Here is a 20,915-nt window from a genome sequence, read left to right as displayed (position 1 = left end):
AAGCCGTTGACACAGCTACTAGGCGTCGTCAGTGCTAGAGAAGGCAGCCAACATCGGCCGCCGATCAGTTCGCAAGCCCGGGCCAGTCATAGTGGCATGACCGACATGCTCTTCACCGCCCTCCACTGCGTCGCGGTACCCGTCACCGATCAGGAACGCACGAAGCTCGTGTTCGAGGAGATCGGCTTCACCACGACGATGGACGCTGAACTGCAGCCGGGCTTCCGTTGGATCGAGCTGGCTCCACCCGGCGGTGGCACGTCGATCTCGCTCGTCATGACCGGAGACGAATTGCCGACTGGTGTCGACACGGGCATCCGACTGCTGACTCCTGACGCGCGAGCCGCCCATGTCGAGCTCACCGCGAAGGGACTCGAAGTGGGGAGCTCCTGGATTGGGACTCGGTGCCTCTGATGTTCAGTTTCCGCGACATCGACGGTAACCGTTTGTACGTCAGTCAAGGCGACTGACGTACCCGGCAACGGGCCGACTTCCCAGACCCCTTCAGAGCGCGGGTACGTCGACGGCGTGATGTCGCGATCAGCCGGCATCTGGTGGCAGGCCGCTATTTGCCAATCGCCGGATCTCATTCGACGGTGACCCAGGATTGCCCCCATGCGTGTAAACGAGCGCGGCGGCAGGGGCGAGCAGGGATGAATGGCGCCGCCGGGCCGGATCGTCTAGTCGTAGCGGTGGTAGGTCGCAGCCATCGAACCGTCGGGGTCGATTCGCCCAAGGATGGCATCGGCTATGGCGTTGAGTTGAGCCACCTGCTCGGCGGTCAGTGCATCGATGACGTTCTCTCGGACGTTGGCCACGTGCCCCGGCGCGGCCTGGCGGAGTTTGCGCCAGCCCGCCGCGGTCAGGCGCGCATTGGTTGCGCGAGCATCGTCCGGGGACGGGATGCGTTCGACCAGGCCGCGGCCCTCGAGTCGTGTGACGACGTGAGACAGCCGAGGCGGAGTCGAGTTCGTCTGGGCCGCAAGCGCACTCATGCGTAGTGTCCGTTTGGGGGCCTCCGACAGCATCGCGAGAACGAGGTATTCGAAGTGCATCAGTCCCGCGTCGCGCCTCAACTGGGTGTCGAGCAAACCAGGTAGCAACTCCAGAATTGTCGCAAGCCTCACCCACGCAGCCTGCTCAGCCCTGTCCAACCCGTCGCCGCTCACGCCACCAGTATCGCACCGCAGGTTGTAGCTACAAGGATGACGGCGCGGCCCGCCGGTGCCGGGTGGCCGAGGTGTTTCCGACGCCTTGAGGGACAACCGCTGTTCATTTGATTGTATCTACAACAACTGTGCTAGCGTCTTCTGTTGTACCTACAACAACCTCGCTCTGCGGGTACGTCACGAAGGAGCTCGATGACCGTCTCGCCTGTCCGCCTCAATCATGCGGTGCTCTTCGTGGCCGATCTCGACCGCGCCGTCCGCTTCTACACCGAGACGTTCGGGATGAATCTGGTCAGTCGTGAAGCGGGCGTCAACGGTGCGTTCCTTCGGCTGCCCCGCTCAGGCAATCACCACGACCTGGGCCTGTTCGGCATTCCCGGGGCAGTTCCTCCAGCTCGCCGCTCGGTGGGGCTCTACCACTTGGCGTGGCAGCTGGACACGGTCGACGAACTGGTGCAGTTCCGCCAGATCCTGCTCGATGCGCGCGCTTTCACTGGCGAATCGAGTCATGGCGCGACCAAGAGCGTCTACGGCGTCGACCCCGACGGCAATCAGTTCGAAGTCATGTGGATGCTCCCGCGTGCCGAGTGGGGCGTCTACGAGAGCGCCGCTGTCATCGAAAAGCTAGATCTGTCAAACGAATTCGACACCTGGTCTGGCACCCGCACTGCGGGCGACATCGTGCACGACGAGAAATCCCGACCAACGCCGGTCGACCAACCGCAGTCAACGATATGAAGGAGATCCAACCCATGCCAAACGACCTCGACGGCCGACTGAATCCGCACGCGCCTGCAATCCTGAGTCTGTTCCGCGTCATCTTCGGGCTGTTGTTCCTTTGCCACGCCAGCGCACACCTCTTCGGGTGGCCGCAAGGCCCCGCCGCGGCAGTCGGGATGTGGCCGTACTTCTACGCCGGCATCCTCGAGCTCGTCACGGGCGTGCTGATCACGCTGGGGTTGTTCACTCGGGTCGCCGCCTTCGTGGCCTCCGGCGTCATGGCATTCGCGTTCTTTGCCCAACACGTTCCGGCCGGCGGCATCATTCCGATGGTCAACAACGGCGAACCAGCCGTCCTGTACTGCTTTGCATTCTTGTTGCTGGTCTTCACCGGCGGCGGGGCCTTCGCTCTCGACGCCCGCCGTTCCAGCACGTCGGTCGCCGGGCAGCGGAGCCGCGTCTAAGTCATCGGTTCGGGCCAGGGTGTCGCGCGCTGGCCCGAACCGTGGGGTTGGTGGATTCTCACCCGACGGTTGCGGGCTCTGCCTCTCGGGTCAGCCGCTCGTTGACGGCCGGGATGACGCGGTCCACCGTGTACTGAAATCCGTTCGGATCCGGAATCCACTGACTGGCCTGGGAACTGAGCCCACCAGCGGAAGTCGCGAATCAGCGGAGAGTTCGTAGCCAGCGCTAATTTGCCTCTCGTCGGCGGGTGCGAAGCCGCCGGGGAGTAGGCCAGACCACCTGTTCGGGCAGTATCCAGCGTCGCCATCGTGCAAGCAGACATAGCAGAGCCCCCACCGCGGTCGAAACAATCAGCGCCAGTTGTGGATTGGTGGCGTGTTGGACCGCGACGAGCGTTGCGCTGGCGATGACGGCGCACGTCGCATAGAGGGTGTTGCCGCCGAAGATCGTCGGCACCGCACCCACCGCGACGTCGCGAATGACGCCACCGCCTACTGCGGTCACCGTGCCCAGCAGAATGGCTGGCAACCAACCCAATCCAGCGGACAGCGTCTTCTGTGCGCCGACGGCGGCCCAGCAGCCCAGGGCGAGCGCGTCTACCAAGGGGAACGAGCGATCCCAGATGCGACCTTCGAAGCGCACCGCGAACGCCACCGCGGCACCGATTAGGGCCGTCGTGAGGTAAAGGTAGTTCGTCAACGCCACGGGCGTGCCCTGCTGCAGCAAGGTGTCGCGGATCAGTCCGCCACCCAGGCCCGACACGATCGCCAGGGCGGCGAAGCCGACGGGGTCGAATCCGTAGCGGCGCGCCACGGCACCACCGAGCAGTGCGTTGGCGAATACGCCGACCAGGTCCAGGGTGCCCACCAGGACCGGAACCGATGTGTATGCCGTCGACATCAGACCCACCTCCTCGTCGGACCGACCCTAGCGCCGCTCCCGGTACCAGAGGGGCGCACCGTCCTCTCGTAGTCTCGGTCATCGGCGCCCCGGCATGACTCGTGCGGCATGGGCGCGAGGACCAATGGGGAGGACGTTCGTGCTGGCGGTACTTCAGGCGTTTGCGCTGATCGCCGTGGTGGTCGGGGTGGGCGGCGTCGTCGGCCGCACCGGGGTGCTGGGTGACAACGCCCGAATGGTGCTCAACCGCACGGCGTTTCACGTCGGTGTTCCGGCGTTGATGTTGATCACCCTCGCCGACACCGCCCCGGCGAAGATCTTCTCCCCGGCCCTGTTGATCTCCGCGATCACGGCGTTGACCGTCTTCGGGGCGTACTTCGCCATTGCCAGCCGGATCTTGCGCCGACCGCGAGGCGAGTCCGCCATCGGCGCGTCGGCGGCTTCGGTGGTGAACGCCGGAAACCTCGGCCTACCACTGAGCACGTACGTGTTCGGCAGCACCACCGAGGTGTCGTCGATCATCCTGCTCCAGTACGTCGTCCTGGTGCCGATGATCCTGGCGATTCTTGACTCCGAGTCCACCGAGCCGCGCTCGGTCGGGCACCGGCTCAAGGCGTTGATCACCACCCCGATCATCGCCGCCAGCGCGGTCGGCATCCTGTTGGCGGTCACCGGGGTCGACTTGCCTCCGCTGCTGCACGACCCGTTGGAATTGATGGCGGATCTGACGATCCCGACCGTCCTGCTCGCGTTCGGGATCACGCTGGCCGCACCCGCGGACCGTCCGCCACGACCGCCGCGGGTCGACGTCGTCCTCTCCGTGCTCTGCAAGAACGTGGCGATGCCGGTGTTGGCTTATGTGTTGGCGCGCTTCTGCTTTCACCTCGACGGGGATCAGGTCATGCTCGTCACCGTGCTCGCCGCCCTGCCCGCGGCACAGAACATCAACACCTATGCCGCGGTGTATCGCCGCGGCGAAGGTCTGGCGCGCGACGCCACCCTCCTGAGCACGGTGCTGTCGGTGCCCATCATCGTGGGCGTCGTCGCGCTCGTCGGCTAGTTTCGGTCCGCTATTGCTTATATTGTGAGTAGGTGCCCATAATATGAGTGAGCCGTAGCTCACACCGCCTTCGTTCTGTGATGTGACCCACCGGCCTCGACATTCATAGAAGTGAGTCCTGGAACGGAGTGCATCCATGTCCGATACCGCAGTCGTGGTCAACACCGCGGTCGCGATCCTCGCCGTGGTGGTGATGATCGTCCGGTTCAAGCTGAACCCCGTCGTCTCGCTGGTGATCGGGTCGGCCTACCTCGGGTTGGCCGTGGGCCTCGGGGTCGAGGAGACCATCAAGGCCATCACCGGCGGCTTCGGCGAGATCATGGCCGACGTCGGCCTGCTGATCGCCTTCGGTGTGTTGATGGGGGCCATCCTGCAGCAGACCGGCGCGTTCCAACGCCTCGTCGAACTCCTGTTGCGCATCTTCGGCCCGAAGCGCATGCCGTACGCGTTGTCGTTGACCATCGCGACCGCGCTGCAATCGATCTTCCTCGACGTGCTGCTGGTGATGAGCGCCCCGTTGGCCCGCAACCTGGCCAAGCGGATCGGCAAGAACGGATTGCCGCGCATCGCGACGGCGATGGCCATCTCCCTGGAGTGCGGCATCGTCATGATGGTGCCCGGCGTGGCCTCCCTGGCCCTGGCCGGTCTGCTCGAAGTGCCGCTGGGCAAGATGCTGTTGTTCGGCTTCTGCCTCATCATTCCCACCGTCATGATTTCGGTGGCGATCATGTCATTCCTGTTCAACCACGGGTGGTGGGACGCCGAGCGCGACGAATCTCCCTTCCTCGGGGACGAACCCGACTCGGGTGCACCCATCCAGCAGCCCACGGGCGACGCGGAGAGCGACGAGGGCACGACCGCCTCGTCCGCCGGCACGGGCAGCGTGGCGGTCAAGTCCCAGGCACCGACCCGCGCCCACACCTCGCTGCTGCTGCTGTTCGCCCCAATGCTGACCGCGCTGCTACTCATCGCCACCGGCGCGATCCTCGACGCCGTCGACGTCCACCACCCCGTCGTCGCATTCCTGTCCTCGCCGGTGATCGCGCTGCTGATCGGCCTCGTCGGTACCAGCTTCGTCGGTCGCTACGCCCTTGGCGCGGAGCCGATCCAGAAGGCGTTCGCCACCGGGTTCAAGGAAAGCGGGCAGATCCTCATCCTGACGGGGGTTGGCGGTTCACTCGCCGCGACCATCAAGGCCGCCGGGCTTGGCGACATTCTCGGGGACTACTTCACCGCCAACACGGCGGCCCCGCTGCTCGTGGTGTGGGTGATCGCCGCGGCGCTGCACGTCGCGGTCGGGTCGGTCACCATCTCCGCCATCACATCCGCGGGCATCCTGGCGCCGGTGGTGCCGCTGCTCGGCTTGGACCCCGTGCTGGTCGCACTCGCCGCCGGTGCAGGCTCCCTGTTCGCCGTCCACGTCACCAGCAACACCTTCTGGCTGCTGCAGTCGCTGCTCGGCCAGTCCACCCGCGGCGCGCTCAAGACCGTCACCGTGGGAGTGTCCGTCGCCTCGGTCGTCGCGATCCTGCTCATCCTGCCCGCCAGCCTGCTGTTCTGACACGCGAATCAACGAGGAAAAGCCATGACTCACAACGATGTTCGCCCCCTCGACGGAATCCGGGTGCTCGAGCTAGGCAATTACATCGCCGCCCCCACCGCGGGCCGCATGCTCGCCGACTTCGGCGCCGAGGTCATCAAGGTGGAGCGGCCCGTCACCGGCGACGAACTTCGCAACTGGCGGTTGTACTCCGGTGACACCTCGATGCTCTACCGCACGATCAATCGCAACAAGAAGTCCATCGTGCTCGACCTGAAGACCGAACGGGGCCGGGACATCGTGCTCGACCTGGTCGCGCACTGCGACGTCGTGTTGGAGAACTTCCGGCCCGGCACCCTCGAGAAGTGGGGTCTTGGCCCGGCGGTTCTCGACGAGGCCAACCCCGACCTCGTCATCACGCGGATCTCGGCGTTCGGCCAGACCGGCCCGATGTCCCAGCGCCCCGGATTCGCCGCCGTCGCAGAGGCATTCGGTGGTCTACGGGAACTGGTCGGGGACCCCGACCGCCCGCCGGTGCGCACCGGGGTGTCCATCGGCGACTCGATCGCCGGCATCTATGCCGCCTTCGGCACGGTCATGGCGCTGTTCCAACGCGAACGCACCACCGTGCCTCTCGACCAGCGCATCGTCGACGTCGCCCTCAACGAATCCATCCTGGCGGTCATGGAATCACTGGTTCCGGACTACCTCGCCTACGGGGTCACCCGCGAGCGTGTCGGGGGACGGATGGAAGGCATCGCCCCCAGCAGTGCCTATCCCTGCAACGACGGCACCAGCATCATCGTCGCCGGCAACGGCGACGCCATCTACCAGCGCTACATGACGACCATCGGACGACCCGACCTCGCCGTCGACCCCGATCTGCAGACCAACGCCGGACGCTGGTTGCGCCGCGACGAACTCGACGCCGCAATCGGGCAGTGGTCGAGCCAACTCAGCCGTGACGAGGCGCTGAAGATCCTCGACGAGGCCGGCGTCCCGTCGGGTCCCATCTACACCGCCGCCGACATCTGCGACGACGCACAGTACGAGGCGCGCAACATGATTCAGCACTTCGACGTCGACACCGGCGAGACGGAACCGAAGAGCGTTGGGTTCACCGGCATCGTTCCGGTCATCGGCGGCAAGTCCCTTCCGATCCGCAGCGTCGGACCGGACCTCGGCGAGCACACCCACGACGTGCTGTCCAACCTGTTGCACCTCACCGACGACCAGATCGGAGCGCTCTCGTGACCACCGTCGAGCCCCGCCCCTACACGCCCCGCGCGGAGGTGCGCGACGTGACACTTCGCGACGGTCTGCAGCTGACGTCCAAGATGATGCCGACCCAGCTCAAGGTCGACGTCATCCGCGAGCTGCTGGCACTCGGGATGCCCAGCCTGGAGATCGGCTCCATGGCCCGCGGCGATCTCGTTCCACCGCTGGCCGACACCCTCGACGTCGTCGCCGCACTCACACCTGAGGAGCTCGACAGGTGCTGGGTCTGGGTCGCGACCCCGCGCCACGTCGAGAAGGCGGCCGCTGCCGGTGCGCGGCGTTTCCAGTACTGCCTGTCGGCGTCGGACTCCCACAACAAGGCGAACATCGGTCGCGACACCGAAACCAGCGTTGCGGCAATGCCCGGCGCGATCCGGATTGCCCACGAGGTGGGGGGCTCCATCCAGCTGTGCATCGCCACCGCCTTCACCTGCCCCTTCGAAGGGATCACCGATCCGCAGCGGGTCCTGGCGATCGCCGCGGACCCGCGAACCCGCGGTGCCGAGCACATCGTGGTCTGCGACACCATTGGACAGGCCATCCCGACCCAGGTCGCCGATCTGGTCTCGGCGCTGCGGGTCGCACAACCGCAGCAACGCTTGGTGTTTCACGGACACGACACCTGGGGGCTGGGCGTTGCCAACACCCTCGCTGCGATCGACGCAGGCGCCACCATGGTCGACGGATCCCTCGGTGGCCTCGGCGGCTGCCCGTTCGCACCCGGCGCCAGCGGCAACACCGCGACCGAAGATCTGCTCTTCGCGCTGCGTCCCGACTGGATCACCCCGAAGACGCTGACCGGGATCGTGGAGCTCTCCGAGCGCATCCTCGCCGACATCGGTGAGTCGAACCGATCCAAGACCGTCCAGGGTGCCCGCTCGTCGGCGACGGCGTTTCCCTGGGTCATCGGAGACCCGGAGAAGGTAGGGCAGTCCGATGGCGCATAGCCCTGCGTTCCTCGTCACCTACCCGATACCCGAGGTCGGAATGACGGCGTTACGCGCCGCCGGCCGGGTCCACGTCCCCACCAAGCCGCCGACGCCGCAGGACCTCCGGAAGCTCTGCAGTTCAGGCGAATTCGACGTCGTCGTCGCACAACTCGGTGATCGCTTCGACGCCGCCCTGCTGGCCGACGCCAAGGTGACCGGCATCTCGAACTACGCCGTCGGATACGACAACGTCGACGTGGTCGCGGCCACCGCCAGTGGCATCGTGGTGGGCAACACCCCCGGTGTTCTGACTGACGCCACCGCCGACCTCGCGATGTTGCTCATCCTCGCCACTGCGCGCCGGGCGGTCGAGGCGGATCACTTTGTCCGCTCGGGGAAATGGGCGGGATGGCGTCCAGAACTACTTCTGGGACAGGACATTTCGGGCGCCACGCTGGGCCTCGTCGGATTCGGCCGAATCGCCAGGGCCACCGCGACACGTGCTGCCGCCTTCGGCATGGACGTCACGTTCTGTTCTCACCCACCAGCGGGCCGGGCAGTCGCCGACGCCGAAGTTGCGGCATTGCCGTTCCCGGCGCGACAGGTGGGCTGGCCCGAACTCGTCGAGACCAGCGATTTCCTGTCCGTGCACGTGCCGCTGGCCGACAGCACCCGTCACCTCGTCGACGGTGACGTGCTGTCGTCGATGAAACCGACCGCCATGCTGGTCAACACCGCGCGTGGCCCGGTGGTCGACGAAGCCGCCCTCGTCTCGGCGCTGCGCAACGGAACCATCGCGGCTGCCGGACTCGACGTGTACGAGAACGAGCCGCACCTGGCACCCGGTCTGACCGAGCTACCCAACGTCGTCCTGCTGCCTCACCTCGGCAGCGCGACGGTGCAGGTCAGAGATCGCATGGCGGACCTGTGCGCCGCCAATGCCATCGCCATGGCAGCGGGGCACCTTCCTCCGCACTGCGTCAATCCCGCGGCCTGGCAGTGAGAGTCTGCGGCGAGCAGCGGCGACGGTAGATTCCTCGGCATGGGAAACGGCGAGGCGGACTCCTCGGGGAAGCAACAAACGCTGCTGGTGTTGAACAAGATCACCGAGATCTTGAATGCGTTCACGTTGACTCGCCCGGCGATGACGCTGGGGGAGATACAACAGGCGACGGGCCTGCCCACCTCGACCGTGCAGCGGTTGGTGAGCAACATGGTGTCCCAGGGCATGCTCGACCGCGTCGGCGACCACATCCGCATCGGCATCCGGATGTCCTACTGGGCGGCCACGGCCCGCAAGGACGTCGACGTCCTCGCCGTCGTCAATCCGGTGCTCAAGGAGATCCGAGACAAGACCACCGAGACCGCATGCTTCTTCACCGTCGAGCAGAACTTCCGAGTCTGCATCGCCGTCGCCGAGACCCAGCACGCGCTGCGGCGAGAGATGTACGTAGGCAAGGTGATACCGCTGCACGTCGGCTCGGCGTCACGCGTGCTCCTGGCCTGGAACCCGGTGTTGGCCGACCACGTCCTGAACGCGCCTCTCGAGCAGTTGGCGGATCGAACGGTCACCAGCGCCGACGAACTGCGCACGCTGATCGCCCACACCAAGTCCGACGGCTACGCCATCACCGCGGGCGAGCGCGACGACTCGGCGTCTGGCCTCTCAGCCCCCGTATTCGACTCCGCGGGCGACCTTCTCGGTGCGGTGACGATCAGCGGTCCCACGCTGCGGATGCCGCAGCAACGGTGCGAGGAATGGATAGACTTGCTCGTTGGCTACGCCGAACAAATCACCCGCACGCTCGGTGGCAGACCACCGCACTGAGCGCCCGTGACCGGTCGCTACTCGTCGGCCGCCCACGAGACCACGGAACGCGTGTGACGAATGTGCGGAGTCGGCTACCCGCCGCGGTGGCCGGTGTCGGGATGCATTGTGGCCAAGACTGTTTCGTAGGTGACCCAGCCGGTCACCGCAGCCCCGTCGGCGCCGAGTATTGGTACACCGGTGCCCGCGTAGCCGCGTAGGGCGGACAGTATTTCTCGGGGTGAACTGTCCATGTCAACGGCAGCAGGGCGTTGCACCAGTTCGGCAACGGTCTCGGGAGGGTCGGGGTCGTCGAGTGCCTGAGCGACGTCCTGAGCGGTCACGCAGCCCAGGTATTCGTGATGGTCGCCGGTCACGGGGACGATGGCCAGGGAGCTGGTCGACAGCTTCGCCGCGGCGGCGGCGAGCGCAGTGTGCGCGGGCATCGATTCGGGCGGCGGCTGCGCGAGATCGGCGGCGGTGAAGGACATTGGCGGGATGGGTGTTTCGAGACGGACGCCGCGTCGCCAAAGTTTGGAGGTGTAGATGGTTTGTGCGGAGAGCAAGTGTCCCGTCCCGGTCGCCATCACGACTGCCGCCATCAGCGGGAGGATGATGGAGTACTCGCCGGTCAGTTCGAACAGGATGACCACCGCGGTGATGGGTGCTCCGGTGGCGCCGCCGAGGGCGGCGCCCATGCCAATCAGCCCGTAGGCGCCCGCCGACTCCGTGACGCCGGGAAGTGCAGCGTTCACGATGGTGCCGAATGCCGTGCCGGCCATGGCGCCGATGAAGAGGGTGGGCGCGAAGACACCACCGGATCCGCCGATGCCGATCGTCAAACTGGTGGCGACCATCTTGCCGACCATGAGCAACAGCAGAAAGCCGATGACGTACTTTCCCTCCACGGCATTCTCTAGGACGGGATACCCGACGCCGTACATCTGGGGCAGGGTGAGCAGCAGCGCGCCCAGCACCAGGCCGCCGGCCGCCGGCCGCGCCCACTCGGGTCCGCGCCACAGCCAGTCGCATGCGTCCTCGATCAGGTAGAGGATCTTGGAGAACGCCACGCCGACGATTCCCACCCCGACTCCGAGTGCGCCGTAGAGCAGGTATTCCACCGGGTTTCGCACCGCGAAGGTCGGCAACGACAGGAACGGATGGTCGCCCAGCAGGGCCCGCCCGACGACGTCGGCGGTGACGCTGGACAGCACCACCGCACCGAAGGATTCGGCGGCGAAGTTGCGCAGGATCAGTTCCATGGCGAAGAACGCCCCGGCCAGCGGCGCGTTGAACGTCGCCGAGATGCCGGCTGCGGCGCCGCAGGCGACCAGTAGGCGCACTCGATTGGTGTCCAAGCGCAGCAGCTGGGCGACGGTCGATCCGGCGGCTGATCCGATCTGGACGATGGGTCCCTCCCGTCCCACGGAGCCCCCGCCGCCGATGCACAGTGCCGAGGCCAGCGCTTTCACCACCGTCACCTGCGGCGCGATCCGTCCACCGCGGTGGGAGACCGCGTACATCACCTCGGGAACTCCGTGACCGCGAGCCTCTGGCGCGAACCGGTCCACGATGGGTCCGTACACGGCCCCGGCGACCACGGGTGCGAGCAACAGGAACCAGACTCCCAGCCACGGCCAGTGCGCGCTCGGTACCCGGCCGAGTCCCGAGTAGTCGTCGTATCCGGTGAACATCTTCGTGAAAGTCGTTATGAGCCAGCGGAACCCGACGGCGCCGAGCCCGGTCAATGCGCCGACGGCGACGGCGAGGGGGACAAGGGAGGAGGGGCTGCCGCGCAACCAGCTTCGAAGAGAACGGGGGCGTGGCACCGCAGAGATGCTGACGGAGCTCATGCTAGCAGTATGCAACAGTTGCGCTGTGCGTCGTTAAATGGGTACCTTTGGGCGAACCGGACATGCGGCCGTCGCCATCGGAGCACTCGTGGCGGACGCCAACCGAAAGGCGGCGTGATGCCGACGCAGTCGCATTCGCGAAGTTGCGCGGACCTCGGCTGCATCGCCGCGGTCGCCATGCTGGCGGTCGGCTGCGGGGAGGGGCCGGTGCTGGACTCATCCAACCGCGGTTCGGGTTCCCACACGACGGGCACGACGGTGGAGAATGCCGCCATCGTCCCGTCATTCCTCGACCGTAGGTGTGCAATCCAGTTGAACACCGGCGGCGAGCTTCGGCTCACGATCACCAACAGCCGCCCCGATGCGACCGAGCGTTTCCTTGGGTTGTCGACGAGCGCGACGACGCTGGGGCATGTGATGGCCGCCGTGGACGTTCCGCCCAAGTCGACCGTCGGCATTGGCCAGCCGAGCGCTCAGCCCACCGGCCCCGGCAGCCTTCCGGCCATCCAATTGGCGACGCTGGATCCGGACTTGCGACCAGCCATGTCGGCCGACGTCACCTTCCATTTCCAGCTGGCCGGTGACATCACGATGCCGGTGCCGATCGAGGCCTGTCCAACCCAGGTGCAGTGACGGATCGCATCCGTTGCGTCGTCGAAGGGTGTCAGGGGCGGCTGCCGCGAACCGTAGTCCAAGCGCGACAGGAGTTTCGGCGCCTGACACGTCTGTGTTGAGCGGTCCGAGCGCAACGGTGAGCATGTGGTCGGCAGTGGTGGGCGGTCGTCGCCCGACGACGAGGTCACCGTGCCACGACGAACGACCGACTGAACCTTCGCGGGCAGGAAGACGCCGAAATCCAGCGCCCACGGGATGACCACGCCATCGACAGGGGCAGTGTGAGCGCGTGCAGCACGGCGGTCATGATGCGTCCCTCGTGACGCGGTGGGCGATCGCCTCCTCGACGCGGGTCGCGGCGAACTCCAGTTGACGTCGCTCGGTCTCGTCGAAGTCCGCTCTCCGGACAGTGTTTCGGGTCCGGTCAAGTTGGTCACGGACCACGGTGTGGTCATCGAGATGCCAGCTGAGCTCGGCAAGCAGGTTGAACAGACGTGTCATCACCTGCGGGTCCGTGGAGCCGTAGCGGCGCGGTTGGCCGATCGCAGCATCGACGATTTCGTCGAAGCTGGGCCGGCGAAGAAACACTCGCGCCTCGTCGTCGCGGTCGTGCAGCACGACCGATCTGAGGTCGCGTCCGGCGAGTTGGCACAGGATGGCCGAGATATGACCCAGCGCATGGACCGCCGTCGTGGGATCGTTGATCCCAGGTGACAGCGCCTTGTTGGCGACGTCGGTGAGCTGGCGCAACCCGTAGCCGACGTCTTGGGCGCCGGTACGCTCGTAGCCGATCCCGATGGTGCTGCGGACGGCAGCTTGTAGTCGGTCAACGGCATCGGTGTCGAGATCGCCGTCGCCGGTCCAAGCGACACCGATCGGTACTCCTTCCACGAGTGAATCGCCGGGGTGGCTGTCGATGATCAGGAAAGCGTCGACTTCGGTTGCGGCCGAGATCAATTGCCGAATATTGATGCCGGTCAGAAATCCGGACGAGGGTGCGAAAAGCGTCGACGCGTTCGGGGGAGGCGTGGGCAGCGGCGGTTGCGGTTTGGCGTCGGCCAGGGGGACGGTGGCGTTGCGCAACGTGGCGTTGGCGTCTTCGTGAACCTCACGCAGCATCGTCTCGACCCGGATCTGTCGGGCGAGATGGGCCAGGAACAGCACGAGTCCCAGGACGCTGACGAGGCCGAACAAGAACGCGACCGTCACCGATATCCGAGGGACGAACCCCGCGCCGGTGTCGCTGCTGCGGATCGCCCGTAAGACGGTCAGCGAGTAAGTGAACGTGGACAGGAACAGCGCGAGCGTTGCCTGAACGAAGACGTCGCTGGTAAACGTGCGCAGCAGCCGCGGCGAGAACTGGCTGCTGGCCAACTGCAGGGTGACGACGGTCAGCGAGAACGTCAGCGACGTCACGGTGATGAGCGAACTCGAGATGGCGTCGAGCAGGGTTCGCGCGGCGCCAGCGTCACCTCCGAACAGCAGAGTCGAGAACCACGCGGGCAGTTGATCGTCGACGCGCGCGTCCAAATGGGGCAAAGCCACGGCAGCCACGACGGCGAGGACGATGCCTGCGACGGGCAGCGGCCACAACTGGGTACGGACCGTGTCGCGCACGGAGGCAAGGATTGGACTCACCGTTCAGCTCTCCTGACGTCGGTCACCATCGTTGCCCAGGTCGACGGCGAACATCGGCAATTGGGGCTCGTCGGTGCCCGTTGCCGACTGCAGCGCGCCCTGCAGTCGGCGCCATGCCGCGGGGTGATGTTCCGCGTAACGGGACAACGCCGCTTGGGACTCCTCAGTGGAGAGCAACCTGGCGACGGCGGGAACGTCGCGTCGACGGCCCACGCTGACGCGCACGCGGGGTTCGGCGAGCAGGTTTCGGTACCACTGCGCCGCCTCGCCGAAGCCGGACACGATGAGGTAGCGGTCCGGTCGAGGGTGCTCGACGACCTCCAGCACGACGTAGCGAGCGATCCCGCTGCGACGGCCACGATGCTGCAAGAGCAGCATGCGCTGGCCGAAGAGGCACCCAAACCCGAACCGGTATAGGGACACTGGTGCACGGACGAGCCACCGTGTTCGCAGCATTCGACCGGCAAGGGTTGACATGCGATTCGTCGTGCAGATCTCGTCACCGTCCTCCGTAGTCGGCACTCTTGCGGCGTCCTCGCGCGAGCGTCGTGCGCGGCCACTCTCCGTCGTCTCTGTCGACTCGAGGACGCAATGCACCATTGCAGTATGCAACAGTTGTTCGCGTGCAATCATCTGTGGGCGGGAAGTTCGAACCCATGAGGCCGCGCCGACTCTGGATCGGAGTGCACCTCAGGGCTCGCCAATCAGTTGCGGCGCAACCCTTTCAGGTGACGAAGCACTCGGATCGCCGCCGATGGGCGTCCGCCGGTCGAACTGGCCGGCCGATGGACGGGCCGACGCGCGGCGGCGATCTCCTCGGCGAACTCCGTCCCGTTCGCCGGTCGTTGCAGAGGATCCTTCCGCAGACCCCGCGCAATGAGCGCCTTGAGTGGTTCGCCGGCAAAGTCAGGCAACGGGGTGGGCTCATCCTCCATGTGGCTCATTGCCACCGACAGCGGATCCCGGTCCGCGAATGGCGCTGTGCCGGTGATCATTTCGTACCCGACGACCGCTAGGGAGTAGACGTCGCTGGCCGCGGTGGCGGCGTCGCCGCGAATTTGCTCCGGCGACATGTACCGCGCCGTTCCCATCACGGTTCCGATGTGGGTCAGGGTGGCCTCGCCGAGTACTCGTACGATGCCGAAGTCGGTGAGCTTTGCGGCGCCGTCCTTGGTGACCAGGATGTTGCTCGGTTTGACGTCGCGATGAATCACCCCGGCTGAGTGGGCGTGCCCGAGGGCGCGGGCGATGCCCTCCAACACGCTCAGCGATCGCCCCGGCGGCAGCCGCTCGGATCGGTGGATCACTGCGCTGAGGGACTCACCCCGGATGAACTCGGTCGCCAGGTAGGTAGTGGTTCGTCCGCCATGGGGTGAGGGGACGTGGCCGTAGTCGACGAAGCGAGCGATGCCGGGATGCTCGAGCGCTGCAATCGTGTCGGCTTCCCGGCGGAAGCGCGCTTGGGTGACGACGTCTTCGGAGACCTCGTCGCGCAGGATCTTGAGAGCGACGAGGTCCTTCGTCCGCAAGTCTGTCGTCTCCCAGACCTGGCCAGTGCCACCGAATCCGACCAGTCGTCTCAGCTTGAAGCGGTCGGCGATCACGAGCCCAGCCATGAGCGTCATGGCAGTGCGTCCTTCCGGCCGGGTCGATGACCGCGACCCGCCGTGTGAACAGGGGGGCGGGCGCCACTCACGGTATCGCAGTGGGGCTGCCCAGAAGTGCGGTTGGCTCGTCGTGCGTCGAGCCTTCCGTCACCGCGCTCGGCCGTGGCGGGCGGCGTCGTGCAGCGCAGCAAGGCGGGCGTTGTAGGCCGCGAGCGCCGCCTCGTCGTCGTCCATGTCGACCGAGCCGTCCGACGTCGAATCTGCACCGAGGGTCGCACCCCTGCGGACGCCGTCCAACCACGGCCCGAGGCTGGCGCCGCCCCGGTCACCCTTGGCAACCCACCGGCCGCCGACGACGACCATGAGAACCATCATCAAACCGTCACCGCCGAACCACATGATCGCTCCCGCGGTCGCCTGGTCGACCAGGGCGGAGGGCCCCCAATCCCGCGACGCCGCGTATGCCGGTGCCAGGGACGTGCTGGTCATCATCAGCATGATCCCGACCAAGGTGTCGGGGAACATGCAGACGGCGAGCACGACGAATCTGAGCAGATGGGCCAGCGGCGGATCGGAGGTGAGTTCGTCGCCGACCAGGGGGAGCAGCAGGAGGTATCCGGCGACGAGGTAGAGGACGAGTTCGCCGTCGTGTATCCACTCGTGTCGGCTCATCGCCTCTTGAAAGCCGGTGAGATGGGTGAGCACCAGAACCGCGGCATAGAGCGGCACCGTGAGACGGGGCGAGATCAGCCATCGAAACGTTCGCCCGCGTCGGATCCGGTCGACGCGGGCGCCGACGAGCGGGCCACCAGCGTCGTGGATCAGACGAATCGGCTGCGCCCACACGAGCAGGGCCGGCACCACGGTGATGAGCACCAGATGCACGATCATGTGCACCCAGAACAGGTGATGCGAATAGACGGCCGGCGGACCGTTGACCACCAAGACCAGGAGCACGGCGGCACCCACGGCCGACGACGTACGCAAGGGCGCCCACCGCTGTCCGCGTCTGCGCAGTCCGATGAGCAAGGACGAATAGGCCGCCACGGCCAGGAGGATCAGCAGATCGGCCACCGGCGACGCCATCCAAGCCGTCACCACGGCGGTGAGATCGGCCGGTGGCGCCGCGTCCATGTTCACCATTGCAGTATGCAACAGTTGCTCATAACCTCATGCGAGGTCGGATTCGGACGGAGGAACCACATGCCGCCACACGGTGCCACCGACGCTCAGGATTCGGTGGATGCGATCACCGACGCTCTTCTGACCGCATCGCGTCTACTGGTCGCCATCTCGGCGCGCTCCATCGCCGAGAACGACGAGACGCTGACGATCGCGCAGTTCAGAACGCTGGTGCTCCTGGCGACCCGCGGGCCCGTCAACCTGGCCACCCTGGCCGGCCTCCTCGACGTGCAACCGTCGACCACCGGGAGGATGGTCGACCGGCTGGTCGGGGCTGGCCTGGTCGACCGACGGCCGAATCCGCAATCTCGGCGCGAATTGGTGGTCAACCTCACCGATCGGGGCAGCCAGGTGGTCGCCGCAGTCACCGACGAGCGGCGTCGAGTACTCGCCGAAACAGTCGCCAAGATGCCCGCCGAGGAACGACACGGTCTGGTCCGTGCACTCACTGCGTTCACGCGCGCGGGTGGCGAACCCGCCGTCCTGTCGGGAAGCGACGGCTTCCTTGTCTGACTCCCTGCCTACCCGGGCACTCGCCGTCGGCGCACTGACGGCGTGCCTGCTCAGCGCCTGTTCGAGCACTCTGCCGGGGTACCCACCTCCGGCGTCGTCGGCCGAGGCCCGTCCCTCGGCCATGGCAGCGACGGCCACCCGTGGCGGCGAGCTCGGCGCTCTGAGCGCCCGCGGCGTCGTCAGTGCTTTGGCGGCGGCCGGATTCCAGGCTCCCAACGCCGTGGACACCACCGCCCAAGAATGTCCTGCCAGTGGGTGTGAACAATCGGTGGTGACCGACACCGTGCGCGTGAAGTCCTTCGGCACCACGGCGCGCGCGCAGAACTTCGCGGCGGCCCGTGATCTCTTCCAGCTCGAGACGATCGTCGTCGAATTCGCGCCGCCACTGTCCGAGCAGGACCGGGCCCGCTATCGCGCCGAGCTCGAGGTACTCGTTCGTTGACGGCAACGGGTTTCCCGACGCCCGACTACCCCACAGCCGGCGGTGTGGTTGGCATCGTGACCACGGCGACCGCAGTGATTGCCGCGACCACCAGAACCCCGACGAACACGGCGGCGGAGCCGGCTTGGATGGCGTCCGGTCCGATGGCGTGGATGTCGCCCGCGCCGAAGATCGAGTTGGCGATCGCACCGAAGACGGCGACCCCGATCGCGCTGCCCAACGAGCGGGCGAACATGTTGTTTCCCGTCACGACGCCGCGTTCGTCCCACTCGACGCTGGACTGGGCGGCGATCAACGTGGGCACCGCCAGCAGCCCCATGCCGCCACCGATGACGAAGCACGCGATCGCCGTCAAGGCGACGTTCGGGGCGTGCACCGTCGCCACCAAGGCCGCCGCCCCGACGATCACCAACGCCGCGCCGCCGACCGAAGTCCTCTTGAAACCCCAACGCAAGTAAAACTTTCCGGCGATGCTCGCCGTCGCCGGCCAGCCCACCGTCAACGCGGCCAGCGCGAGGCCCGCGACGATGGGTTCAACCCCGAGGGAGCCCTCCAGGAAGGTTGGGACGTAGGAGGTCAGCCCCATCAGAATGGCGCCGACGCCGAATGCCACGATCGTCGTCGCACACAGCAGCCGACGGGAGAAGACCCACAGCGGCATGATCGGCTCGGGCGCCCGACGCTCCACCAACACGAACGCCACCAGCAACACGACACCGGCCGTGAACGCGCCGATGCTCGGCGCCGACTTCCAGGCCCAACTCTGACCGCCGCCGAGAACGCCCAGGACCAACGCCGTCATCGCCGACGCCAGCAGCAGCGCGCCAAGGGAGTCGACCGACCGGTGCCGCCGCGTGACCGTCTCGTGGAAGTGCCGGTTGAACATCCAGGCCGCCACCAGGCACAGGGGGATGTTGATCAGGAACACGCCACGCCAGATCCCCAACTGCGAGAACGCTCCGCCGAGCATGGGGCCGACCACCGAGGACACCGCCCACACGCTGGCGAGGTAGCCCTGCACCCTGGCGCGCTCGGCCACGGTGTAGACATCGCCGACGATGGTGATCGCGGTGGGCTGCACCGCACCGGCACCCAGGCCCTGCACCGCTCGAAACGCGATGAGGGCCAGCATGTTCCACGACACGGCACAGAGGATCGACCCGAGCAGGAACAGGCCGATGCCGAACAGCATGACCGGTTTGCGGCCGAAGACGTCGGACAGCTTCGCGTAGATCGGCGTGGTGACGGCCTGGCCGAGCAGGTACGCGGAGAACAGCCACGGAAACTGGTGAAAGCCGCCCAACTCGCCGACGATGGACGGCACCGCCGTCGCCAACACCGTCGAGTCCACGGCCACCAGGCCCGTGCTCAGCATCACCGAAATGAGAAGAGGTCCGCGTTCGGACCGGAATCCGACCGCGGTAGTCGACGTCGCGGTCACAGTCGACTAGTCCGTGTACTCAACGCCTGAAGCTCCTCTGGTCCCGTGCCGGCACGACCCGCGCAACGTGATCCGGATGCCCGCCAACAGAGGAACGTACGCGCCGAGCCTGGCACCAATCTGTGGGGGTGAATGCGTGCCCTGGTGGCCGCACCCGCGGGTGTTGGGGAGCACGCATAAACTCGAACGAGGTGCCGGTGCCGACCGGCCACGACGAAGGGTCAGCCATGGGCAGGATCTACGAGAACGTCAGCGAGCTGGTCGGGCGCACCCCGCTCGTCCGGCTGAACCGGTTGACTGATGGGCTCGGCGCGCAGGTCGTGGCCAAACTGGAGTTCTACAACCCCGCCAACAGCGTCAAGGACCGCATCGGCGTTGCGATCATCGACGCCGCCGAGAAGTCCGGAGAGCTCAAGCCCGGCGGCACGATCGTCGAAGCCACCAGCGGCAACACCGGCATCGCGCTGGCCATGGTCGGTGCGGCGCGCGGGTACAAGGTGATCCTGACGATGCCGGAGACCATGTCCACCGAGCGCCGGGTGATGCTGCGCGCCTACGGCGCCGAGATCGTCCTCACCCCTGGGTCCGAGGGCATGGCCGGCGCCGTGGCGAGGGCCAAGCAAATCATCTCCGAAACCGAGAACGCGGTGGCGGCCAACCAATTCGCCAACCCCGCGAACCCGGAGATCCACCGGGTAACCACCGCCGAGGAGGTGTGGGACGACACCGACGGCAAGGTCGACATCTTCGTCGCCGGAATCGGCACCGGCGGCACCATCAGTGGTGTCGGACCCGTCCTGAAGGCCCGCAAGCCCGGCGTGCAGATCGTCGGCGTCGAGCCGATCGACTCACCGCTGCTGACCAAGGGCGAGGCAGGCCCGCACAAGATCCAGGGCATCGGCGCGAACTTCATCCCCGAGATCCTCGACCGCGAGAGCTACGACGAGATCATCGACGTCACCCTCGACGACTCCGTCAGGGTCGCGCGCGAACTCGGCACCGAGGAGGGCATCCTCGGCGGCATCTCCTCTGGCGCCATCATCTGGGCGGCACTGGAACTGGCGAAGCGGCCGGAGAACGCCGGCAAGTTGATCGTCGCGATCGTCTGCGACTTCGGCGAGCGCTACATCTCCACCGTGCTGTTCGACCACATCAGGGATTGACCGCCACGTGACCCTGCTGTCGACCCTGCACGAGGACCTTCGGAACGCCCGGGCGCACGACCCCGCCTCACGCGGGGACGTCGAGAACGCCCTCGTCTACTCCGGACTGCACGCCATCTGGTCCTACCGGCTAGCCCACCGACTGTGGGCGAAGCCGGCGCTGCGCGGGCCCGCCCGAATCCTGACGCAGCTGACGCGCTTCCTCACCGGCATCGAGATCCATCCCGGGGCGACCATCGGGCGGCGGTTCTTCATCGACCACGGCATGGGCGTGGTGATCGGCGAAACCGCCGAGGTCGGCGACGACGTCATGATCTATCACGGTGTGACGCTTGGCGGTCGGACCATGCAACAGGTCAAGCGCCATCCCACGATTGGTCATCGGGTCACCATCGGCGCGGGCGCCAAGATTCTCGGCCCGCTGACCGTCGGCGACGACAGCGCGATCGGGGCCAACGCGGTCGTGACGCGCGACGTGCCCGCGGGATCCATCGCGACCGGCATCCCCGCCGTCGTGCGGGTACGCACGGAGAAGCAGCGGGAAGAGGGCGTCGACCCGACGTATTACATCGACCCCGCGATGTACATCTGAA

The 20,915-nt window shown here is 66.6% G+C and carries 22 protein-coding genes; 14 read left to right on the top strand and 8 right to left on the bottom strand.

Annotated elements, in window-relative coordinates; translation table 11 throughout:
- Nucleotides 1-96 precede the first annotated feature (96 nt).
- Nucleotides 97-414, top strand: a complete 318-nt coding sequence (locus tag ASD37_RS04535; RefSeq protein WP_235567965.1) for a glyoxalase — start codon at nucleotides 97-99, stop codon at nucleotides 412-414.
- 266 nt (nucleotides 415-680) lie between these two features.
- Here ASD37_RS04535 and ASD37_RS04530 read toward each other — a convergent pair whose 3' ends face one another.
- Nucleotides 681-1,127 (bottom strand): MarR family winged helix-turn-helix transcriptional regulator, encoded by a 447-nt coding sequence (locus tag ASD37_RS04530; protein WP_235567964.1) that lies wholly within the window; start codon nucleotides 1,125-1,127, stop codon nucleotides 681-683.
- A gap of 234 nt (nucleotides 1,128-1,361) precedes the next feature.
- On the opposite strand from ASD37_RS04530, the gene ASD37_RS04525 reads away from it, so the two are divergent.
- Nucleotides 1,362-1,907: a VOC family protein gene (locus ASD37_RS04525; protein ID WP_056548522.1), complete on the top strand. Its 546-nt coding sequence runs from the start codon at nucleotides 1,362-1,364 to the stop codon at nucleotides 1,905-1,907.
- A 14-nt stretch (nucleotides 1,908-1,921) separates the two neighbouring features.
- On the top strand, nucleotides 1,922-2,353 hold the full coding sequence (locus ASD37_RS04520) for a DoxX family protein (protein WP_056549827.1): 432 nt from the start codon (nucleotides 1,922-1,924) through the stop codon (nucleotides 2,351-2,353).
- Nucleotides 2,354-2,579: 226 nt separating this feature from the next.
- Here the strand turns inward: ASD37_RS04520 and ASD37_RS04515 are convergent, their stop codons facing one another.
- Nucleotides 2,580-3,254: a trimeric intracellular cation channel family protein gene (locus ASD37_RS04515; protein ID WP_056549825.1), complete on the bottom strand. Its 675-nt coding sequence runs from the start codon at nucleotides 3,252-3,254 to the stop codon at nucleotides 2,580-2,582.
- A 124-nt stretch (nucleotides 3,255-3,378) separates the two neighbouring features.
- Between ASD37_RS04515 and ASD37_RS04510 the strand changes: the two genes are divergently transcribed.
- The 6 genes from ASD37_RS04510 to ASD37_RS04485 all read left to right on the top strand — a co-directional run bounded on the left by ASD37_RS04510 (nucleotide 3,379) and on the right by ASD37_RS04485 (nucleotide 9,889).
- Complete coding sequence (locus ASD37_RS04510) at nucleotides 3,379-4,314, top strand: AEC family transporter (protein WP_056548520.1); 936 nt, start codon at nucleotides 3,379-3,381, stop codon at nucleotides 4,312-4,314.
- A 136-nt stretch (nucleotides 4,315-4,450) separates the two neighbouring features.
- Complete coding sequence (locus ASD37_RS04505; RefSeq protein WP_056548517.1) at nucleotides 4,451-5,875, top strand: GntP family permease; 1,425 nt, start codon at nucleotides 4,451-4,453, stop codon at nucleotides 5,873-5,875.
- 24 nt (nucleotides 5,876-5,899) lie between these two features.
- Nucleotides 5,900-7,108 carry a CaiB/BaiF CoA-transferase family protein gene (locus ASD37_RS04500; RefSeq protein WP_056548515.1) on the top strand — a complete coding sequence of 403 codons (1,209 nt, stop codon included), beginning with the start codon at nucleotides 5,900-5,902 and terminating at the stop codon, nucleotides 7,106-7,108.
- Nucleotides 7,105-8,079, top strand: a complete 975-nt coding sequence (locus ASD37_RS04495) for a hydroxymethylglutaryl-CoA lyase (RefSeq protein ID WP_056548513.1) — start codon at nucleotides 7,105-7,107, stop codon at nucleotides 8,077-8,079. Before ASD37_RS04500 ends, ASD37_RS04495 begins: the two co-directional genes overlap by 4 nt.
- A complete protein-coding gene (locus tag ASD37_RS04490; RefSeq protein WP_056548511.1) occupies nucleotides 8,069-9,064 on the top strand; it encodes a D-glycerate dehydrogenase in 996 nt (331 codons plus the stop codon). Before ASD37_RS04495 ends, ASD37_RS04490 begins: the two co-directional genes overlap by 11 nt.
- Nucleotides 9,065-9,103: 39 nt before the next feature.
- Nucleotides 9,104-9,889 carry an IclR family transcriptional regulator gene (locus ASD37_RS04485; protein ID WP_056548509.1) on the top strand — a complete coding sequence of 262 codons (786 nt, stop codon included), beginning with the start codon at nucleotides 9,104-9,106 and terminating at the stop codon, nucleotides 9,887-9,889.
- A 74-nt stretch (nucleotides 9,890-9,963) separates the two neighbouring features.
- On the opposite strand, the gene ASD37_RS04480 is transcribed toward ASD37_RS04485, so the two are convergent.
- Nucleotides 9,964-11,721: a chloride channel protein gene (locus ASD37_RS04480; RefSeq protein WP_056548507.1), complete on the bottom strand. Its 1,758-nt coding sequence runs from the start codon at nucleotides 11,719-11,721 to the stop codon at nucleotides 9,964-9,966.
- Between the two features lie 117 nt (nucleotides 11,722-11,838).
- Between ASD37_RS04480 and ASD37_RS04475 the strand changes: the two genes are divergently transcribed.
- Nucleotides 11,839-12,354: a hypothetical protein gene (locus tag ASD37_RS04475; protein ID WP_056549824.1), complete on the top strand. Its 516-nt coding sequence runs from the start codon at nucleotides 11,839-11,841 to the stop codon at nucleotides 12,352-12,354.
- Nucleotides 12,355-12,639: 285 nt separating this feature from the next.
- Here the strand turns inward: ASD37_RS04475 and ASD37_RS04470 are convergent, their stop codons facing one another.
- From ASD37_RS04470 to ASD37_RS04455, 4 genes are all read right to left on the bottom strand, one after another.
- Nucleotides 12,640-13,953: a DUF2254 domain-containing protein gene (locus tag ASD37_RS04470; protein ID WP_056549822.1), complete on the bottom strand. Its 1,314-nt coding sequence runs from the start codon at nucleotides 13,951-13,953 to the stop codon at nucleotides 12,640-12,642.
- Between the two features lie 24 nt (nucleotides 13,954-13,977).
- Nucleotides 13,978-14,430 carry a nitroreductase family deazaflavin-dependent oxidoreductase gene (locus tag ASD37_RS04465; RefSeq protein WP_255354811.1) on the bottom strand — a complete coding sequence of 151 codons (453 nt, stop codon included), beginning with the start codon at nucleotides 14,428-14,430 and terminating at the stop codon, nucleotides 13,978-13,980.
- Between the two features lie 248 nt (nucleotides 14,431-14,678).
- Nucleotides 14,679-15,599 (bottom strand): serine/threonine-protein kinase, encoded by a 921-nt coding sequence (locus ASD37_RS04460; protein WP_056548505.1) that lies wholly within the window; start codon nucleotides 15,597-15,599, stop codon nucleotides 14,679-14,681.
- 129 nt (nucleotides 15,600-15,728) lie between these two features.
- A complete protein-coding gene (locus ASD37_RS04455; RefSeq protein ID WP_056548503.1) occupies nucleotides 15,729-16,724 on the bottom strand; it encodes a cytochrome c oxidase assembly protein in 996 nt (331 codons plus the stop codon).
- Nucleotides 16,725-16,784: 60 nt separating this feature from the next.
- On the opposite strand from ASD37_RS04455, the gene ASD37_RS04450 reads away from it, so the two are divergent.
- Together ASD37_RS04450 and ASD37_RS04445 are read left to right on the top strand one after the other, a co-directional pair.
- On the top strand, nucleotides 16,785-17,276 hold the full coding sequence (locus tag ASD37_RS04450; protein WP_056548501.1) for a MarR family winged helix-turn-helix transcriptional regulator: 492 nt from the start codon (nucleotides 16,785-16,787) through the stop codon (nucleotides 17,274-17,276).
- On the top strand, nucleotides 17,269-17,718 hold the full coding sequence (locus ASD37_RS04445) for a hypothetical protein (RefSeq protein WP_156720711.1): 450 nt from the start codon (nucleotides 17,269-17,271) through the stop codon (nucleotides 17,716-17,718). Before ASD37_RS04450 ends, ASD37_RS04445 begins: the two co-directional genes overlap by 8 nt.
- 25 nt (nucleotides 17,719-17,743) lie before the next feature.
- Here ASD37_RS04445 and ASD37_RS04440 read toward each other — a convergent pair whose 3' ends face one another.
- Nucleotides 17,744-19,093 carry an MFS transporter gene (locus ASD37_RS04440; protein WP_082570001.1) on the bottom strand — a complete coding sequence of 450 codons (1,350 nt, stop codon included), beginning with the start codon at nucleotides 19,091-19,093 and terminating at the stop codon, nucleotides 17,744-17,746.
- 293 nt (nucleotides 19,094-19,386) lie between these two features.
- Between ASD37_RS04440 and cysK the strand changes: the two genes are divergently transcribed.
- Together cysK and epsC are read left to right on the top strand one after the other, a co-directional pair.
- Complete coding sequence (gene cysK / locus ASD37_RS04435; protein WP_056549817.1) at nucleotides 19,387-20,322, top strand: cysteine synthase A; 936 nt, start codon at nucleotides 19,387-19,389, stop codon at nucleotides 20,320-20,322.
- Between the two features lie 7 nt (nucleotides 20,323-20,329).
- Nucleotides 20,330-20,914 (top strand): serine O-acetyltransferase EpsC, encoded by a 585-nt coding sequence (gene epsC, locus ASD37_RS04430; protein ID WP_056548496.1) that lies wholly within the window; start codon nucleotides 20,330-20,332, stop codon nucleotides 20,912-20,914.
- The last annotated feature ends 1 nt before the right edge of the window (nucleotide 20,915 follow it).

Source organism: Mycobacterium sp. Root135 (genome assembly GCF_001426545.1).
Lineage (GTDB): Bacteria > Actinomycetota > Actinomycetes > Mycobacteriales > Mycobacteriaceae > Mycobacterium.
This window is presented reverse-complemented; position numbering and strand designations above follow the sequence as displayed.

Bases quoted from the DNA above. Each gene is read 5' to 3' on its own strand.
- ASD37_RS04490 (WP_056548511.1), top strand. From the start codon at position 8,069: ATGGCGCATAGCCCTGCGTTCCTCGTCACCTACCCGATACCCGAGGTC.
- ASD37_RS04515 (WP_056549825.1), bottom strand. From the start codon at position 3,254: ATGTCGACGGCATACACATCGGTTCCGGTCCTGGTGGGCACCCTGGAC.
- ASD37_RS04455 (WP_056548503.1), bottom strand. From the start codon at position 16,724: ATGGTGAACATGGACGCGGCGCCACCGGCCGATCTCACCGCCGTGGTG.
- ASD37_RS04460 (WP_056548505.1), bottom strand. From the start codon at position 15,599: ATGACGCTCATGGCTGGGCTCGTGATCGCCGACCGCTTCAAGCTGAGA.
- ASD37_RS04510 (WP_056548520.1), top strand. From the start codon at position 3,379: ATGGGGAGGACGTTCGTGCTGGCGGTACTTCAGGCGTTTGCGCTGATC.
- ASD37_RS04450 (WP_056548501.1), top strand. From the start codon at position 16,785: ATGCCGCCACACGGTGCCACCGACGCTCAGGATTCGGTGGATGCGATC.
- cysK (WP_056549817.1), top strand. From the start codon at position 19,387: ATGGGCAGGATCTACGAGAACGTCAGCGAGCTGGTCGGGCGCACCCCG.
- ASD37_RS04465 (WP_255354811.1), bottom strand. From the start codon at position 14,430: ATGCTGCGAACACGGTGGCTCGTCCGTGCACCAGTGTCCCTATACCGG.
- ASD37_RS04535 (WP_235567965.1), top strand. From the start codon at position 97: ATGACCGACATGCTCTTCACCGCCCTCCACTGCGTCGCGGTACCCGTC.
- ASD37_RS04480 (WP_056548507.1), bottom strand. From the start codon at position 11,721: ATGAGCTCCGTCAGCATCTCTGCGGTGCCACGCCCCCGTTCTCTTCGA.
- ASD37_RS04475 (WP_056549824.1), top strand. From the start codon at position 11,839: ATGCCGACGCAGTCGCATTCGCGAAGTTGCGCGGACCTCGGCTGCATC.
- ASD37_RS04500 (WP_056548515.1), top strand. From the start codon at position 5,900: ATGACTCACAACGATGTTCGCCCCCTCGACGGAATCCGGGTGCTCGAG.
- ASD37_RS04440 (WP_082570001.1), bottom strand. From the start codon at position 19,093: ATGCTGAGCACGGGCCTGGTGGCCGTGGACTCGACGGTGTTGGCGACG.
- ASD37_RS04525 (WP_056548522.1), top strand. From the start codon at position 1,362: ATGACCGTCTCGCCTGTCCGCCTCAATCATGCGGTGCTCTTCGTGGCC.
- ASD37_RS04485 (WP_056548509.1), top strand. From the start codon at position 9,104: ATGGGAAACGGCGAGGCGGACTCCTCGGGGAAGCAACAAACGCTGCTG.
- ASD37_RS04520 (WP_056549827.1), top strand. From the start codon at position 1,922: ATGCCAAACGACCTCGACGGCCGACTGAATCCGCACGCGCCTGCAATC.
- ASD37_RS04505 (WP_056548517.1), top strand. From the start codon at position 4,451: ATGTCCGATACCGCAGTCGTGGTCAACACCGCGGTCGCGATCCTCGCC.